The following is a 14,415-nucleotide window of genomic DNA, read 5'->3' as shown; positions in this document are numbered from 1 at the left end:
TGGCCGATTCTTCCGGTCCACACAAGGAAGACGTCACGGGAGCCCCGGACGTGAGACCTGATCCGGGGGATTTTCGCGGGGCCGGGCCGCCTCAGTCCGTGCCGTCCTCCGAGGCCACCTGGCGCAGCGTGCGCCTCGTACGGGCCGAGCGCGCCCGCTGCGGATCGGGCGTACGGCTCTCGCGCGCCGCCCGTGCGTCGTTCTGCTTCACCAGCAGCCATGCCTCCCGGCTGCCGTCGCCGTCGCCGTCGCCTCCGCGGAAGCGGGTCAGCGAGTAGCCGCCGTGGAGCTTCGCGCCGTCCAGCCAGAACGTGGCGTGGCCGCGCCGCAGCGCCTCGGCGAAGTCGTCGGAGAGCGGCCGGTAGGTTCCCTCGTCCCAGACGATGACGGTGCCTCCGCCGTACTCTCCCGCCGGGATCACGCCCTCGAAGTCCCGGTATTCCAGGGGGTGATCCTCCGTCGGCATCGCCAGTCGCTTCTCGCTCGGGTCGGGCGACGGGCCCTTCGGGACCGACCAGGACTTCAGTACGCCCTCGACTTCCAGCCGGAAGTCGAAGTGCATGGTGCTCGCGTCGTGGATCTGCACGACGAAACCGCCGGCGGCGTCGGCGGCGGGCGCCCCGGCGCCCCGCGGCTCGGCCGTCTTCCCGAAGTGGCGCTTGTCGCGGTAGTGCTTCAGGGCGTCGGGCCCGCCGCTCCGGCCGCCCTTCGCGCCCCTCGTGCCCTTGGTGTCCTTCGTGCGTTGGGTGCCCTTCCCGCTGGTCCCGGCTGTGGTTCCGGTGCGCGGTGTCTCCTTCCCGCGCTGCCCGCGCCCGGCGCCCTGCGCGGTCCGGCTCCCGCCCTTGCTCGTACTTCCGCCCCCGCTCGTACCCGTGCTCTTGTTCCTGCGCGTGCTCGCCTTCTCACTCACCGCGGCTCCTTCCGGACGGACGGACACCGCGCCGGGTGCCCACCGGCACCGCTCCACGCACCCCCGCTTCGCGGGAGGGCGCGGGCCGTGAGGGCGCGAGCACCCGGGAAGAGGGCGGCGACGGCACGCGCTGTAGTGAACGGTGCGAATGCGGGTACCTCCGCCGTCCCGGAGAGGCGCCGGCACCGCACGACCGGCCACCCGAACCGAAGGGAAGCAACCACCGTGAAATTCGGCGTATCGACCTTCATCACCGATCAGGGAATCGCCCCCGACGCCCTGGCCCGCGCCGTCGAGGAGCGCGGCTTCGACTCGCTGCTGATCGCCGAACACACCCACATCCCCGTGGACCGCCGCTCGCCGTTTCCCGGAGGCGGCGACCTGCCGGTGCGGTACTACCGGACGCTCGATCCGTTCGTCGCGCTGAGCGCCGCCGCCGCGGTCACCGACCGCCTGCTGCTGGGCACCGGCATCGCGCTGGTGGCACAGCGGGACCCGATCATCACGGCGAAGGAAGTGGCCTCGCTCGATCTGGTCTCCGGAGGGCGCGCGGTCTTCGGCGTCGGAGTCGGCTGGAACCGTGAGGAGATGGAGAACCACGGGACGGACCCGTCCACCCGCGGGCGCCTCGTCGACGAGCGGCTGAAGGCGATGCGCGAGCTGTGGCAGGCCGAGAAGGCCGAATTCCACGGGGAGTTCGTCGACTTCGACCCCGTCTATCTGTGGCCCAAGCCGGTGCAGCGCCCGCATCCGCCCGTGTGGGTCGGCGGCGGAGAGGGAGCCTTCAAGCGGGTGGCCTCCCTCGGCGACGCGTGGCTCGCCAACAGGGTCGCGCCCGAGGAGCTGGGGCCGCAGATCGAGCGGCTGCGCGGGGCCGCCGGGCGGCAGGTGCCGGTGACGGTGTACGGGGCTCCGGACGACCCCGCGACGATGGAGGGCTACGAGCAGGCGGGTGCGGAGCGCCTGCTGCTGTATCTGCCGACCCTTCCCGAGGGCGAGTCCCTCGAAGTGCTCGACCGGCTCGCCGCGGCAGCCGACCGGTTCAGCTGACGGGCGGAGACGGCCATGCCGACGATGACGGGCGACGAGGCGCGGGAACGCTTCGCCCGCGCGCGCTCCGCCACCCTCGCGACCGCCGACGAGGCGGGCCGCCCGCACCTCGTGCCCGTCACCTTCGCCCTCAGCGGCGATGTCGCCGTCTTCGCCGTCGACCACAAGCCGAAGCGGTCGCAGCGGCTGAAGAGGCTCGCCAACATCCGGGCCAATCCCGCCGTCTGCCTCCTCGTCGACGCCTACGACGAGGACTGGGAACGGCTGTGGTGGGCGCGCGCGGACGGCACCGCGCGCGTGCTCCCGCCGCCGGAAACCTCGGAGGCGTCGGCGCGTCACATCGAGCTGCTCGCCCTCAAGTACGGCCCGCAGTACGGAAGCCGGCCGCCGCAGGGGCCGGTCGTGGAGATCGCGGTCGGCCGGTGGTCGGGCTGGCGGGCCGTCTGACCGACGGTCCGGCGGGCGGACCGGTTGACGGGCGGCCAGGCGGCCGGGTGAGGACCCCCGCGACCGCGGACCGGACCGGAGCCGGACCGGAGCTGGGTTCCGGGCTCCGAACTCCCAACTCACGTACTCCCGGACCGACTTGTTCCGCCGGTCTTCCGGCCGCCGCGTTGTCGGGTCCCGCCGTTCCCGATGTTCGGTGAACGTGCAACGATCCGCCCCATGGCGACAGTGAGTGAACTCCTGCCCAGTGACGCCGTCCGGCTCGACGCCGTGGCCGGTGACTGGCGCGAGGCCGTACGGCTGGCCGGGGAGCTGATGGCCCGTACGGGCTGCGGCACCGCCGAGTACACGGCGGAGATGATCCGGAACGTCGAGGAGAACGGCCCCTACATCGTCATCGCGCCCGGCTTCGCGCTCGCGCACGCCCGCCCGTCGCCCGCGGTAGTGAGAACCGGGATGTCGTGGGTGCGGCTCGCGGAGCCGGTGGAGTTCGGGCACGAGTCGAACGACCCCGTGGACCTGGTCGTCGGCCTCGCCGCCGAAGACCAGAGCGCCCACCAGGCGGCGCTCGCCGGGCTGGCGAAGCTGCTCGCCGACCCCGCGACGGTGCGGTCGCTCAAGGACGCCGCGACACCCGGCGAGCTCCTCGCGGTTCTCGCGGACGACGAGGACGGCGGCATGCGGACGGAACACCCCGCCGAAGACCGCGCAGAGGACCGCGCCGGGCGCGCTGACCACGAGCCCGCCGAGGAGCGCGAGGACCGCCGCGGCACCGGCACCGGCTCCCGGAGGAGCGACTCCGCGACCGTGCACAAGATCCTCACGGTGTGCGGCAACGGCCTCGGCACGAGCCTGTTCCTGAAGAACACCCTGGAGCAGGTCCTCCAGCGCTGGCGCTGGACCGCCCACGTCACCGTCGAGGCCACGGACACCGTCTCGGCCCGGGGCAAGGCCTCCGAGGCCGTCGCCGTCTTCACCTCCCGCGAGATCGCCGCCGCCCTCGCGGACGTGGGCGTCCCGGTCCGCGTCATCGAGGACTTCACCAGCACCGCCGAGGTCGACGGCGCTCTCCGCGACACCTACGACGTCTGAGGACGGGAAGGGAGCAGGCGGCACCATGGGCCCGCTCATCGCCACGGCCGAATTTCTCGTCAACGAGATCCTCAGCCAGCCTCCGTATCTGATCGGCCTGATCACCGCCGTCGGCCTGATCGCACTGAAGAAGCCTGCCGGTCAGGTCGTCGGCGGCGCCATCAGGGCGACGCTCGGCTTTCTGCTGATCAACGCGGGCGCCGGGCTCGTCGTCGACTCCCTCGCCCCGCTGGGCGAGATGATCCAGGGCTCGACCGGCGCACACGGCGTGATCCCCACCAACGAGGCGATCGTCGGCATCGCCCAGGAGCAGTTCGGCGCGCGCGTCGCCTGGCTGATGATCACCGGGTTCGCACTGAGCCTCGTGCTCGCCCGCTTCACGCCCCTGCGGTACGTGTTCCTGACGGGCCACCACATCCTGTTCATGGCGACGCTGACGACGATGGTGCTGGCGACGGCCGGGCTCTCGCCGGTGGCCGTCGTCATCGTCGGCGGCGTCCTGCTGGGCATCATGCTCGTCTCCATGCCCGCCTTCGCACATCCCTGGACGAAGCGCATCACCGGCAACAACACCATCGCCATCGGCCACTTCGGCACCGCGGGCTATGTCACGGCGGGCGCGGCCGGGCAGCTCTTCGGCAGGCGCAGCCGCAGCACGGAGGAGATGAACCTGCCCGAGGGGCTGCGCTTCCTGCGTGACTCGATGGTCGCGACCGCCCTGTCCATGCTGCTGGTCTACGTAGTGATGGCGCTCGTCCACCTGGCGAAGGCGGGCCAGAAGACGGCGTTCAAGGCGTTCTCGGCCGGCGGGGGAGAGGCGGCGAGCGACGTCGGCAACTACGTGATGAGCGCCGTCATGCAGGGGCTGCAGTTCGGCATCTCGGTCGCCGTCATCCTCTTCGGCGTCCGTACGATCCTGGGCGAGATCGTCCCCGCCTTCCAGGGGATCGCCGCGCGGGTCGTTCCCGGTGCCGTGCCGTCGCTGGACGCGCCGATGGTCTTCCCGTACGCGCAGAACGCCGTGCTGATCGGGTTCATCGCCAGCTTCACCGGGGGCCTCGTCTCGCTGGGCCTGCTCACCGCCGTCTTCGGCCCGGCGTTCGGGCTCGCGCTCGTACTGCCCGGCCTCGTGCCGCACTTCTTCACCGGCGGCGCGGCCGGCGTCTACGGCAACGCGACGGGCGGCCGGCGCGGCGCGGTCGTCGGCGCCTTCCTCAACGGGGTGCTCATCACGTTCCTGCCGGCGCTGCTGCTGAAGGTGCTCGGCGACTTCGGCGACGCGAACACCACGTTCGGAGACGCGGACTTCGGCTGGTTCGGCACGCTCATCGGCAACGCCGCCAAGGCGGGCCAGACCGCGGGCGTCGTACTGATGCTGCTGATCGGGGGCGTCGTGCTCGGCGCGGCGGTGCTGATGCAGAAGCGCGTCGTGGAGCGCGGCTGGGACCCGGGCGCCCGCCGCGACGCCCTGCTGCCGCCGCAGAAGGACGAGGCGGACGGGCCCCCGGCAGCCGGTGCGGCCGCGACGATCCCGGCCCAGGCCGCCGGCACGGGCGCGGACGCGGGCACGGGCGCTCGCGGGGCGAAGATCGCTCCGCCCCGCGGCGCCCCTGCTCCGCCGCCACCGCCGGCGAAGGACGAGTGACCGCGGCCGTCCGGCCGTTCAGACCGCGGGGGCCAGCCCGCGGGGCCCGGACGCCGTCGTCGGAGCGGCGGCGGCGAGGCTGTCGATGAGGCGGGCGGCCGTCTCCGCCACATCGTCCGCCGCCTCCGCGGCGACGGCTCCGGCACCCTCCGCGTCGGCGGAGATGTGCCGGTCGAGGACGAACCAGCCGCGGAGCACGCTGTCGGTGCCCAGTGCGGTGAGGACGGGCCGCAGCGCGTAGTCGATCGCCAGCACGTGCGCGGTGCTGCCGCCCGTCGCCAGCGGCAGCACCGTCTTCCCGGCGAGCGCGAACTGCGGAAGCAGATCGAGCAGCGTCTTCAGCAGACCGCTGTAGGCGGCCTTGTAGACGGGCGTGCCCACGACGAGGGCGTCCGCCCAGCCGATCGCCTCGACGACCTCCTGGATCGCCGGATGCGCGGCGTTCCCCGCGAGCAGCGGTTCGGGAGGCAGGTCGCGCACCTCGACGTGCCGTACGTCGTGGCGTTCGGCGGCGAGCAGCCCGCCCACGTGACGCACCAGCGACGACGTACGTGAACGGGTCGACGGACTGCTGGAGACGGTGAGGACGTTGGGCATGTGCGAATCTCCTTCGAAGGTCTGGGAGCGCGGCTCGGGAGCGTGGGCCGTCGGCTCCCCGTCAGGGAGACAGCGGCGCGGGCTCGCCCCGCGACTGCCGTTCCGGGTGCGTCTCGCCCGGCCCGGCTCCGCCGCCGCGGGGGCCGCCGCCGGTGACGACGTACAGGTCCTTCTCGCGCAGCCGCGCCGTCGCCCACATGCTCACCAGAGCCGTCAGCGCCAGATATCCGCAGGCCGCCCACGGTGTTCCGCCGCCGAGTGCCAGCAGTGCGGTCATGATCAAGGGCGTGACGCCCGAGGCGAAGATGCCGGACATCTGGTAGACGAACGACATGCCGGTGTAGCGCACCTGCGTCGCGAACAGCGCCGCGAACAGGGTGCCTTGGGCGCCGTAGAAGTAGGCGTGCACCAGCCCGAGCGTCACCACGAGCACCGCCGCGAAGCCCCAGGTCCCGCCGACGCTGAACACCCAGAAGGCGGGGAAGACCGACAGCGCGAACAGCCCCATGCCGACGAAGTAGACGCGGCGGGCCCCCTGACGGTCCGTGAGCGCACCCGACAGCGGTATCGCCGCCGCCATCACGAGCGCGGCCACCGTGACGGACAGCAGCACCGCGCTGCGGTCCAGCTTCAGCGTGGCGGTCGCATATGTGAGGGCGAAGACGCCCCACGTGTTGAAGGCCGCGCCCTCGCCCCAGCGGGCCAGCATGCCCAGCACGACATGGCGCCGCGAGGGACGCTCACGCAGCAGCTCCACCAGGGGCGCCGACTGCGGGAGTTCCCGGAGGCGCCGCACGGCCAGGAACGCGGGCGTCTCGTCGATCTTCAGCCGTACGGTCAGGCCGACGGCGACCAGCACCAGCGACACCAGGAACGCCACGCGCCACCCGTAGCCGAGGAACGCCTCGTCGCTGAGCACGTTGTTCAGCAGTGCGAACGCGCCCGTGCCCAGGGCCAGTCCGAGCGCGAGCCCGATCTGCGGATAGCTGCCGTACCGGCCCTTGCGGCCCTTCGGCCCGTACTCCACGGCCAGCAGCACCGCACCGGCCCACTCGCCGCCCAGCGCTATCCCCTGCGCGACGCGCAGGACCAGCAGCAGCGCCGGAGCGAGGATCCCGGCCTGCTCGTACGTCGGCAGCACGCCGATCAGGGCGGTGGAGACGCCCATCAGGCTCATCGTGAAGGCGAGGGTGCGCTTGCGTCCGATGCGGTCGCCGATGTGCCCGAAGAGCAGACCCCCGACGGGGCGGGCGAGGAAGCCGACGGCGAACGTCGCGAACGAGAGCAGCGTGCCGACCGTGCCGTTCGTCGTGGGGAAGAACAGCTCCCCGAAGACGAGCCCGGCGGCGGTGCTGTAGAGGAAGAAGTCGTACCACTCGACCGTCGTGCCCAGCAGGCTGGAGAGCACGACCGTCCGGAGCTTGCGGGGTTCGGTGGACGCCGGGGCCTCCGGCCGCGCCGCGCTCACCGGCCCGCGAACGGGACGATGCCCGCCTCGGCCGTACGGGCGCCGTCCGGGTGCCGCCACAGGCCGCGCCTCTCCAGCAGGGGCAGCACGCCTTCGCCGAACCAGTACGCCTCCTCCAGGTGCGGCACCCCGGAGAGGACGAACTCCTCGATGCCGAGGCGGTGATACTCCTCGATGAGGTCCGCGACCTCGGTGTGGCTGCCCACCAGCGCCGTGCCGGCGCCGCCGCGGACCAGCCCGACACCCGCCCACAGGTTGGGGTAGATCTCCAACTGGTCGCTGGTGCCGCTGCCGTGAAGCTCGCGCATGCGGCGCTGCCCCTCGGACTCGCTCGTGGCCAAGCCCTCCTGCACGGCCTTGATGCGCTCCGGATCCATGCCCTCCAGAAGGCGCTGAGCCTCCGCCCATGCCTGGGTGGAGGTGTCACGGGTGATGGTGTGCAGGCGGATGCCGAACCGCACGTCGCGTCCTTGCGCGCCGGCGAGGGAGCGCACCCAGTCGATCTTCTGCTTCACCTGCTGCGGCGGTTCGCCCCAGGTGAGGTACACATCCGTGTAGCGGGCGGCGACGTGACCGGCCGCGGGGGAGGAGCCCCCGAAGTAGATCTCCGGCGCCGGTTCGGGAAGACGGTTGAGCCGCGCGCCCTCGACGTGGAGATGCTCACCCTCGTGGTCGACCTTCTCGCCGGTCCACAGGCGGCGCACGATGTCCAGGAACTCGCCCGTGCGCGCGTAGCGTTCGTCCTTGCCGAGGAAGTCTCCGTACGCGCGCTGCTCCGCCGACTCGCCGCCGGTGACGACGTTGAGGAGCAGCCGGCCGTGCGACTGGCGCTGGTAGGTCGCGGCCATGTGCGCGGAGAGAGTCGGCGAGATCTGCCCGGGCCGGAAGGCCACGAGGAACTTCAGACGCTCGGTCACCTGCGTGAGCATCGCGGTGGTGATCCAGGCGTCCTCGCACCACGCCCCGGTCGGCGTGAGCGCGCCGGAGAAGCCCAACTGCTCGGCGGTGCGGGCGATTTGGCCGAGGTATTCGACGGACGCGGGACGGTCGCCGCCGGCCGCGCCGGGCGTCGAACCGTGCCCGCCTCCGACGATGTGGCGGCTGTCGCCCGTCGTCGGCAGGAACCAGTGGAACGTCAGCGGCGGTTGGGGCGGCTCCGGCGGCGAGGCCGCGGCGGGGGAGGACTGGGAGGCCGAGGACGACAGGGAAGACGACGAACTCGCGGAAGACGGCGAAGACATGGAGAGACTCCAGGGTCCAGGGGGGGGCGGAGAGGAACCGGACGGCACCCGGCAGTCCGCGGCGGACGGCGGCCTGCTGCGGGCGCGGCGGTCACGGCGAGGCGCTGCCCGCGTGGCGCGAGGGCTCAGGCGCCGAGGGGCGACGGCCGCGTCCGAGCCCGCGGCCCGCTGCTCCGGTCACTGCGCGCACACCACGGCAACCCCTGTGCGGGGCACGGGTGTTGAGCGATGCGGGCGCCGTTCAGCGCGGCTCGTACGACCGCGAGACGGAGCGGGGAGACGGCGGGCGGCACAGGCCCTGCCGGGAGATCAGCTGTGACAGGTCGCGCTCGACTGGCGGCACAGGTCGACGTGGAGGCGTTCCACGAGGAGTCCGGCGGCAGCTGTCATGGTTCGCATTCTGGGCGAGCCGCTCCTGGGGTTCAACCCCTACCGGCTCACGTTTCGGCAGGTGAGACGGTGCCGCGCCGCTACGCGGACGAGGCGGGGGCCCGGGCGGGGCGTCCGGCGACCCGTCGACGCCCGGGTCAGCCCTGCCCCAGAACGCCCTTCGCGGCGGCGAGTTGCAGCTCCTCAAGGGTCTCGCCCTGCTCGCGCGCGCGGCGCAGCAGCCGCGCCAGCTGCTCGTCGTCGAGTACGGCCGAGCCCGGTCCGCTCAGCGCGCTCAGCGCCTGCCACATCAGCCTCTTGCCTTCGACTCCCAGGCGCAGGGCCTCCAGTTCGAGGACGCTGCTGAGCGGTGCACGCCGTACGAGGAAGCCGTTGGTCTTCGCCCGGCCCGCCTTCTCCAGCAGCCATCCCACCCCCGTCTTGTAGCGGCGCGCGGGGACGCCGAGGTCGCGCATGATCCCCAGCAGCGCGGCACGGTCCTGTGCGATCTCGTCCGCGACGCGGATGAGTGCGCCTCCCGCGGGGGATTTGGCGTGCTGCTTCGCGATGCGGCGTGCGAGTTCGCTGCCGCTGGTGGCCCCGAGGAGATGGTCGTTGAGGTAGATGGCAAGCGGTGTCCGCAGCGGACCCGCCGTGACGGGCGCACTCCGCGCGGAGCCGCCGGGCCTGTCTGTCGCGCTGCTCGCCGTGTGTGTCATGGGTGACTCCCGTCGGGATGCGCGAGGACCTTCGTCCGGCCCTCGGCGCGGTCGTCGAAGCACAGGTGGGCGTCGCGGCCCTCGGAGAGGTGCGGCCCGTGCGGGACGGTCCACGGCTGCTCGGCCGTGCGCCGCTCCGGGGCGTTCAGGACGCGGGCCTGCCGCGGAGCCTCGTAGACGAGACCTTCCATGGAAACCCCTGCTTCCTGCGGGGACGGGTCGGAGCGGGCAGCCGCCGGGCTCAACCCCCTACGCCGTCGTACGGGGTGCGACCGTACGGTCACCGTGCCGGGCCGTGGGCGGTGGTTCCGGGGGACGACGGCCCGGCGGTTGAGCGCCCGCGTGCTTCTCCCGCGGGCCACGCGCCGCCGGCTGCCACCCAGCCCCGCGGAATCGTCACCCCAGCCGTCACCGGCTGTGATCGGCTGTGATCGGTCGTCTCTCGGGAGCCGCGACGGGCCTGCTCCTTCCAGGCTCGCACCCGAGGGAGCGCTGTCAATTCGCGCTCTGCCGCCGCCCCCGTGGCAGGGGAAGCGGGGCGCCGTCCGCTCGCCTCCCGGTCCGGTGGTGATCCGTCCAGGTGCGCGTTCGCCCGACCGGAGGACAGGCCGGATTGAGGATCCCCGGGGGCTCCGGTGAAGTGGTCGTAGTGGAGGTTCACGGCGTTCCCCAGCGCGCCCGCCCCTCCCGCTCCGGACCGCCACGCGAGACGGGAAGACCATGACCGACACCGCCCCCATCAGCACTCCCTTCACCGCCGAATCCACCGCCGATGAAGTCATCGACGGCATCGACCTGACCGGACGGCGGGCCGTCGTCACGGGCGGCGCCTCCGGCATCGGCGCGGAGACGGCCCGCGCGCTGGCCGGTGCCGGAGCGCAGGTGACCCTCGCCGTGCGGGACACGGAGGCGGGGCGGCGCCGCGCCGCGGAGCTCGTCGCCGCCACGGGCAACGAGGAGATCCGGGTCGCCCCGCTCGATCTCGCGGACCGCAAGTCCGTGGCGGGATTCCTCGCCGCGTGGGACGGCCCGCTGGACATCCTGGTCAACAACGCGGGAGTGATGGCCTCGCCGGAGGTGCGTACGCCCGAGGGCTGGGAGCTCCAGTTCGTCACCAATCACCTGGGGCACTTCGCGCTCACCGTCGGGCTGCACCGGGCGCTGGCGGCCGCGGGCGGCGCGCGTGTCGTGTCGGTCAGCGCCGACTCGCACGTGCGCTCACCGGTCGTCTTCGAGGACGTCCACTTCCGTGCGCGCCCCTACGACCCGTGGTCCGCGTACGCGCAGTCCAAGACGGCCACGGCTCTCTTCGCGGTCGGGGCGTGGGAGCGCTGGGAGAGCGACGGCATCGCCGTCAACTCCCTTACGCCCGGGGCCGTTCGCACCCGGCTTCAGCGCCATGTCAGCGAGGAGGAGCTGGAACGGGTGAGCGCCGAGGCCGGCGGCGGGGCCTCGCCGTGGAAGACGCCCGGACAGGGCGCCGCGACGTCCGTGCTCCTCGCGACGTCGTCGCTGCTGGAGGGGATCGGCGGCCGGTACTTCGAGGACTGCAACGAGGCGCCGGTGAACGAGCCCGGCTCGGCGCGCGGCGTGGCACCGCACGCCGCCGATCCGGAGGCGGCGGCGAGGCTGTGGCAGGTCTCCGTCGAGACGCTCACGAGCTGACCTGCGGACGGGCTGACAAGCGGGGGACCTGACGGGTATCCCCGTCGGGCGACGTGGCGGGTACCCCGCCCCGCGCCCCGTTCCGCTCCTGCGCCGCGAGTCGCTGTGCCGCCGCTCCGGGGGACCGGTGACGCCGCATCGTCTTCATTGGGCGGTCTTCATTGGGCGCACCTGCGGAATCCGAAGGGAAACGGTGTCGGCGCGCGGCGCACTTGCGCCGTGATGTCCGAATCCGCTTGTGCCCATCAGGTGAAGAACCTTTTGCGCGCGCGGTGTTCGCGAGGAGAGCGGGCCCAGGATGTGCCTGCTTCGGGCCGGGTGGCCTGTGGCAACGCACACCCCCCACCAAAGAGGAGCGGAATGTCTCTGACGTCCCTCAGCCGGCGTGCACGTATCTCACTGGCCGCCGTGGCGGCCGGAAGTGCCGCCGTTCTGGGCTTCGCGGTACTGCCGTCGTCCGCGACGGCGACCCCCGCCGAGAAGCCCGCCGCGGCCGCGGCCAAGAGCGAGAAGTCCGCCAAGGCCGATGCGATCACACGGGCTCAGATGCTGGAGCGGGCGGCCACCTGGCTGACCGCCAACAACGGTTCGCAGGTTCCCTACAGCCAGACCGACGTCTGGTCGGACGGGTACCGGCAGGACTGCTCCGGCTATGTCTCGATGACGCTGGGCCTGTGGAAGTCCGGGCCGAACACCGTCGAGCTGGCGAGCAACCGGGACCTGACCACCCCGATCAATCTGGGTGACCTCAAGCCCGGCGACCTGCTCATCGACGCCGACGGCTCGAACACCACGCGCCACGTGGTGATCTTCGAGAAGTGGACCGACGACTCGCACACCGCCTACTCGGCCTTCGAGCAGCGGGGCGGCCACGGCACGGACCACCGGGTGCTGGACTACGGCCTGGCGTCCGGCAGCGAGTACAAGCCCTACCGTCCGAACAACCTGACGGACTGAGGCAGTTCGTGCCGGAGGCCCTCCGGCACGGCACCGAGCGGGTCCCGCGAGCGCTCCCGCCCCCCACCAGGGCGGGAGCGCTCCGTGCCGCCCGCGAGGCGCGGGCGACGGTCCGGGGGGACCCGGAGGGTTCGAGAGGTTCCAGGGCCTCTCAGGGAACGAGCCCCTCACTCCTTCACGGAGCCCGCGTTCGCCCCGCGGATGAAGTACCGCTGGAAGCAGAAGAAGAGCACCGCCACCGGAATCGTGGAGAGCAGCGCCGCGCCCAGCTTCAGCGGATACTGCGTTCCCGCGCCCAGACCGCCGGAGACGAAGCGCGCCAGACCGGTGGTGAGCGTCTCGTAGTCGCTGGACTGCGTGGACACCAGGAAGTGCGTGAACTCGTTCCACGATCCCTGGAACGACAGCAGCGTGACGGTGATCAGAGCGGGCCGCGACATCGGCAGCACCACGTACCAGAAGATCCGCCCCACGCCGGCGCCGTCGATCCGCGCCGCCTCCTCGACCTCCCTCGGGATGGACTCGAAGAACTGCTTCATGATGAAGATGCCCGCCGCGTCGAAGAGCAGCGGCACGATCATCCCCGTGTACGTGTCGAAGATGCCCAGCGTGTTGAGCACCAGGAACTTCGGGATGAGCAGCACGACGGGCGGCACGGCCATCACCGCGATGAGGAAGGCGGTGAGCACGGCACGGCCGCGGAAGCGCAGCCTGGCCAGCGCGTATCCGGCCGCCGAGTCGAAGAGGACCCGGCCCAGCGTCACCACGACCGTGACCAGCGTGCTGTTGCCCAGCCACCGCATGAACGGCACGCTCCCGGCCCCGCCCGAGCCGGTGAGCTTGTCGAAGACGGCCGTCGTCGGCGCCGCCGGCCACAGCGAGAGAGGGTGGGACGCGGCCTCCGGGTCGGTCTTGAAGCTCGTCGCCAGCTGTACGAGGAACGGCAGCGCGTACAGCAGGGCGAAGCCGAGCAGCAGCGTGTAGCCCGCGATCCGGGCGGGACGCGGGAAGCGGGCCAGGACGGGCCGCTCGTCCGTGGAGACCGGTTCGTCAGTCGTGCGCACGGTGCGCCTCCTTCCCCTCGTCCTTCCCTTGGTCGTTCCCTTCGCTCGTCACGTCGCCCGGCGCGTCTACGGCACCCGGCCGCTGTGCGACGGCCGCGGCGATGCGCCGCCTCAACGGGCCCCGCACACCGCGCTCCCGCAGCAGCAGGCGCTGAACTCCCGTCATCAGCAGCACGATTCCGAGCAGGATGAACGAAATGGCCGCGCCCTGCCCGAACTCCGCGTTGTCGAAGCCGTAGGAGTACGAGAGGAACGCGGGCGTGAGCGTGGTGTTGGCGGGATCGCCCTGCCCCAGCACGTACACCTGGTCGAAGACCTGCCAGCTGGCGATCAGCCCGAGGGTCGTCACCAGGAACATCACCGGACGCAGCGCCGGCAGCAGCACATGGCGCAGCACGTGGCGCCGGCGGGCCCCGTCCAGGGCCGCGGCCTCCTCCAGCTCGCGGGGGATGTTCTGGAGCGCCGCGAGGAAGATGAGCATGAACGTGCCCGAAGTGGTCCATACGGCGAGCATGATGAGCGTGCACATCGCCACGGACGGGCCGGCCAGCCACTCGGAGTAGGGCAGTCCCAGCAGGCGGTGATCCGCGAGGACCCCGCCGGGACGGCCGTCGACGATTCCCAGCGCGTCGAGCAGCACCCACAGGACTCCGCGCGAGTCCTGGAACCAGTTCGGTCCCTTGATCCCTATCCAGCTCAGCAACTGGTTGACCGCGCCGCTGCCTTGGAAGAGGAAGAGGAAGACGGTGCACACCGCGATCGAACTGGTCACGGACGGGAAGTAGAACGTGGTGCGCAGCATGCTGCGGCCGCGCAGCATCCGCTGGTTGACGATGATGGCCAGCGTGAGCGACAGCGCCGTCTGCAAGGGCACCACCAGCAGCACGTAATACAGGTTGTTGCGCAGCGACGTGGCGAGCAGCGAGCGCGCCAGCCCGTCCTCGGCGAGCAGGCTGCGGTAGTTGTCGAGCCCGATGAAGTCGGCGTCGGGCGTGAACGGATTGGACTGCCCGTCCCAGTTCAGCAGGCTGACCCACGCGGCCATGAGGATCGGCAGCGCCATGAAGAGGCCGAGCCCGAGGACCATGGGGCTCACAAACAGCCAGCCCCACACTCCCTCACGTCCGCGGGTCGTACGGGAGCGGGAGCGCCCGGGGAGCCCGGGCCGCCCAGGCCGCCGCCTGGCAGGCG

Annotated in this window: 15 protein-coding genes; 6 read left to right on the top strand and 9 right to left on the bottom strand. The window is 72.0% G+C overall.

Annotation, left to right across the window (positions count from 1 at the left end):
• Positions 1-91: 91 nt before the first annotated feature.
• Entirely contained in the window at positions 92-679 is a 588-nt protein-coding gene (locus QQM67_RS13740; RefSeq protein WP_314174474.1) for a DNA polymerase ligase N-terminal domain-containing protein, read from the bottom strand.
• Between the two features lie 456 nt (positions 680-1,135).
• Here QQM67_RS13740 and QQM67_RS13735 point away from each other — a divergent pair, with 456 nt between their 5' ends.
• From QQM67_RS13735 to QQM67_RS13720, 4 genes are all read left to right on the top strand, one after another.
• A complete protein-coding gene (locus QQM67_RS13735; protein WP_314174072.1) occupies positions 1,136-1,960 on the top strand; it encodes an LLM class F420-dependent oxidoreductase in 825 nt (274 codons plus the stop codon).
• A gap of 15 nt (positions 1,961-1,975) precedes the next feature.
• The gene (locus QQM67_RS13730) at positions 1,976-2,407 is read left to right on the top strand and encodes a TIGR03668 family PPOX class F420-dependent oxidoreductase (protein ID WP_314174071.1); all 432 of its coding nucleotides are present in this window, start codon (positions 1,976-1,978) and stop codon (positions 2,405-2,407) included.
• Positions 2,408-2,626: 219 nt separating this feature from the next.
• Entirely contained in the window at positions 2,627-3,499 is an 873-nt protein-coding gene (locus tag QQM67_RS13725; protein WP_314174070.1) for a PTS sugar transporter subunit IIA, read from the top strand.
• A gap of 25 nt (positions 3,500-3,524) precedes the next feature.
• Positions 3,525-5,144, top strand: a complete 1,620-nt coding sequence (locus tag QQM67_RS13720) for a PTS ascorbate transporter subunit IIC (RefSeq protein ID WP_314174069.1) — start codon at positions 3,525-3,527, stop codon at positions 5,142-5,144.
• An 18-nt stretch (positions 5,145-5,162) separates the two neighbouring features.
• On the opposite strand, the gene ssuE is transcribed toward QQM67_RS13720, so the two are convergent.
• The 6 genes from ssuE to QQM67_RS13695 form a co-directional block, all read right to left on the bottom strand.
• Positions 5,163-5,741: an NADPH-dependent FMN reductase gene (gene ssuE, locus QQM67_RS13715; RefSeq protein WP_314174068.1), complete on the bottom strand. Its 579-nt coding sequence runs from the start codon at positions 5,739-5,741 to the stop codon at positions 5,163-5,165.
• 61 nt (positions 5,742-5,802) lie between these two features.
• Complete coding sequence (locus tag QQM67_RS13710; protein WP_314174066.1) at positions 5,803-7,209, bottom strand: MFS transporter; 1,407 nt, start codon at positions 7,207-7,209, stop codon at positions 5,803-5,805.
• On the bottom strand, positions 7,206-8,450 hold the full coding sequence (locus QQM67_RS13705) for an LLM class flavin-dependent oxidoreductase (protein WP_314174065.1): 1,245 nt from the start codon (positions 8,448-8,450) through the stop codon (positions 7,206-7,208). The genes QQM67_RS13710 and QQM67_RS13705 overlap by 4 nt, the downstream gene beginning before the upstream one ends.
• A gap of 309 nt (positions 8,451-8,759) precedes the next feature.
• Positions 8,760-8,840 carry a putative leader peptide gene (locus QQM67_RS30655; RefSeq protein ID WP_399066787.1) on the bottom strand — a complete coding sequence of 27 codons (81 nt, stop codon included), beginning with the start codon at positions 8,838-8,840 and terminating at the stop codon, positions 8,760-8,762.
• 137 nt (positions 8,841-8,977) lie between these two features.
• On the bottom strand, positions 8,978-9,538 hold the full coding sequence (locus tag QQM67_RS13700; protein ID WP_314174064.1) for a hypothetical protein: 561 nt from the start codon (positions 9,536-9,538) through the stop codon (positions 8,978-8,980).
• Positions 9,535-9,729: a hypothetical protein gene (locus QQM67_RS13695; protein ID WP_314174063.1), complete on the bottom strand. Its 195-nt coding sequence runs from the start codon at positions 9,727-9,729 to the stop codon at positions 9,535-9,537. The genes QQM67_RS13700 and QQM67_RS13695 overlap by 4 nt, the downstream gene beginning before the upstream one ends.
• A gap of 529 nt (positions 9,730-10,258) precedes the next feature.
• Here QQM67_RS13695 and QQM67_RS13690 point away from each other — a divergent pair.
• Entirely contained in the window at positions 10,259-11,203 is a 945-nt protein-coding gene (locus QQM67_RS13690; RefSeq protein ID WP_314174062.1) for an SDR family NAD(P)-dependent oxidoreductase, read from the top strand.
• A 360-nt stretch (positions 11,204-11,563) separates the two neighbouring features.
• The gene (locus tag QQM67_RS13685; RefSeq protein WP_314174061.1) at positions 11,564-12,160 is read left to right on the top strand and encodes an NlpC/P60 family protein; all 597 of its coding nucleotides are present in this window, start codon (positions 11,564-11,566) and stop codon (positions 12,158-12,160) included.
• A gap of 167 nt (positions 12,161-12,327) precedes the next feature.
• Here the strand turns inward: QQM67_RS13685 and QQM67_RS13680 are convergent, their stop codons facing one another.
• The gene (locus QQM67_RS13680) at positions 12,328-13,224 is read right to left on the bottom strand and encodes a carbohydrate ABC transporter permease (protein ID WP_314174060.1); all 897 of its coding nucleotides are present in this window, start codon (positions 13,222-13,224) and stop codon (positions 12,328-12,330) included.
• On the bottom strand, positions 13,211-14,311 hold the full coding sequence (locus QQM67_RS13675; RefSeq protein WP_314174473.1) for a carbohydrate ABC transporter permease: 1,101 nt from the start codon (positions 14,309-14,311) through the stop codon (positions 13,211-13,213). Before QQM67_RS13675 ends, QQM67_RS13680 begins: the two co-directional genes overlap by 14 nt.
• Positions 14,312-14,415 lie beyond the last annotated feature (104 nt).

The sequence above is a fragment of the Streptomyces winkii genome, from assembly GCF_032248595.1.
Taxonomy (GTDB): domain Bacteria; phylum Actinomycetota; class Actinomycetes; order Streptomycetales; family Streptomycetaceae; genus Streptomyces; species Streptomyces winkii.
Note: the sequence above shows the minus strand (reverse complement) of the source record. Positions and strands in the feature narration are given on the sequence as shown.

Excerpts from the sequence above, each read along its gene's own strand:
- QQM67_RS13720 (WP_314174069.1), top strand. The coding sequence starts at position 3,525 with ATGGGCCCGCTCATCGCCACGGCCGAATTTCTCGTCAACGAGATCCTC.
- QQM67_RS13705 (WP_314174065.1), bottom strand. The coding sequence starts at position 8,450 with ATGTCTTCGCCGTCTTCCGCGAGTTCGTCGTCTTCCCTGTCGTCCTCG.
- QQM67_RS30655 (WP_399066787.1), bottom strand. The coding sequence starts at position 8,840 with ATGACAGCTGCCGCCGGACTCCTCGTGGAACGCCTCCACGTCGACCTG.
- QQM67_RS13725 (WP_314174070.1), top strand. The coding sequence starts at position 2,627 with ATGGCGACAGTGAGTGAACTCCTGCCCAGTGACGCCGTCCGGCTCGAC.
- QQM67_RS13700 (WP_314174064.1), bottom strand. The coding sequence starts at position 9,538 with ATGACACACACGGCGAGCAGCGCGACAGACAGGCCCGGCGGCTCCGCG.
- ssuE (WP_314174068.1), bottom strand. The coding sequence starts at position 5,741 with ATGCCCAACGTCCTCACCGTCTCCAGCAGTCCGTCGACCCGTTCACGT.
- QQM67_RS13685 (WP_314174061.1), top strand. The coding sequence starts at position 11,564 with ATGTCTCTGACGTCCCTCAGCCGGCGTGCACGTATCTCACTGGCCGCC.
- QQM67_RS13675 (WP_314174473.1), bottom strand. The coding sequence starts at position 14,311 with ATGGTCCTCGGGCTCGGCCTCTTCATGGCGCTGCCGATCCTCATGGCC.
- QQM67_RS13730 (WP_314174071.1), top strand. The coding sequence starts at position 1,976 with ATGCCGACGATGACGGGCGACGAGGCGCGGGAACGCTTCGCCCGCGCG.
- QQM67_RS13695 (WP_314174063.1), bottom strand. The coding sequence starts at position 9,729 with ATGGAAGGTCTCGTCTACGAGGCTCCGCGGCAGGCCCGCGTCCTGAAC.
- QQM67_RS13690 (WP_314174062.1), top strand. The coding sequence starts at position 10,259 with ATGACCGACACCGCCCCCATCAGCACTCCCTTCACCGCCGAATCCACC.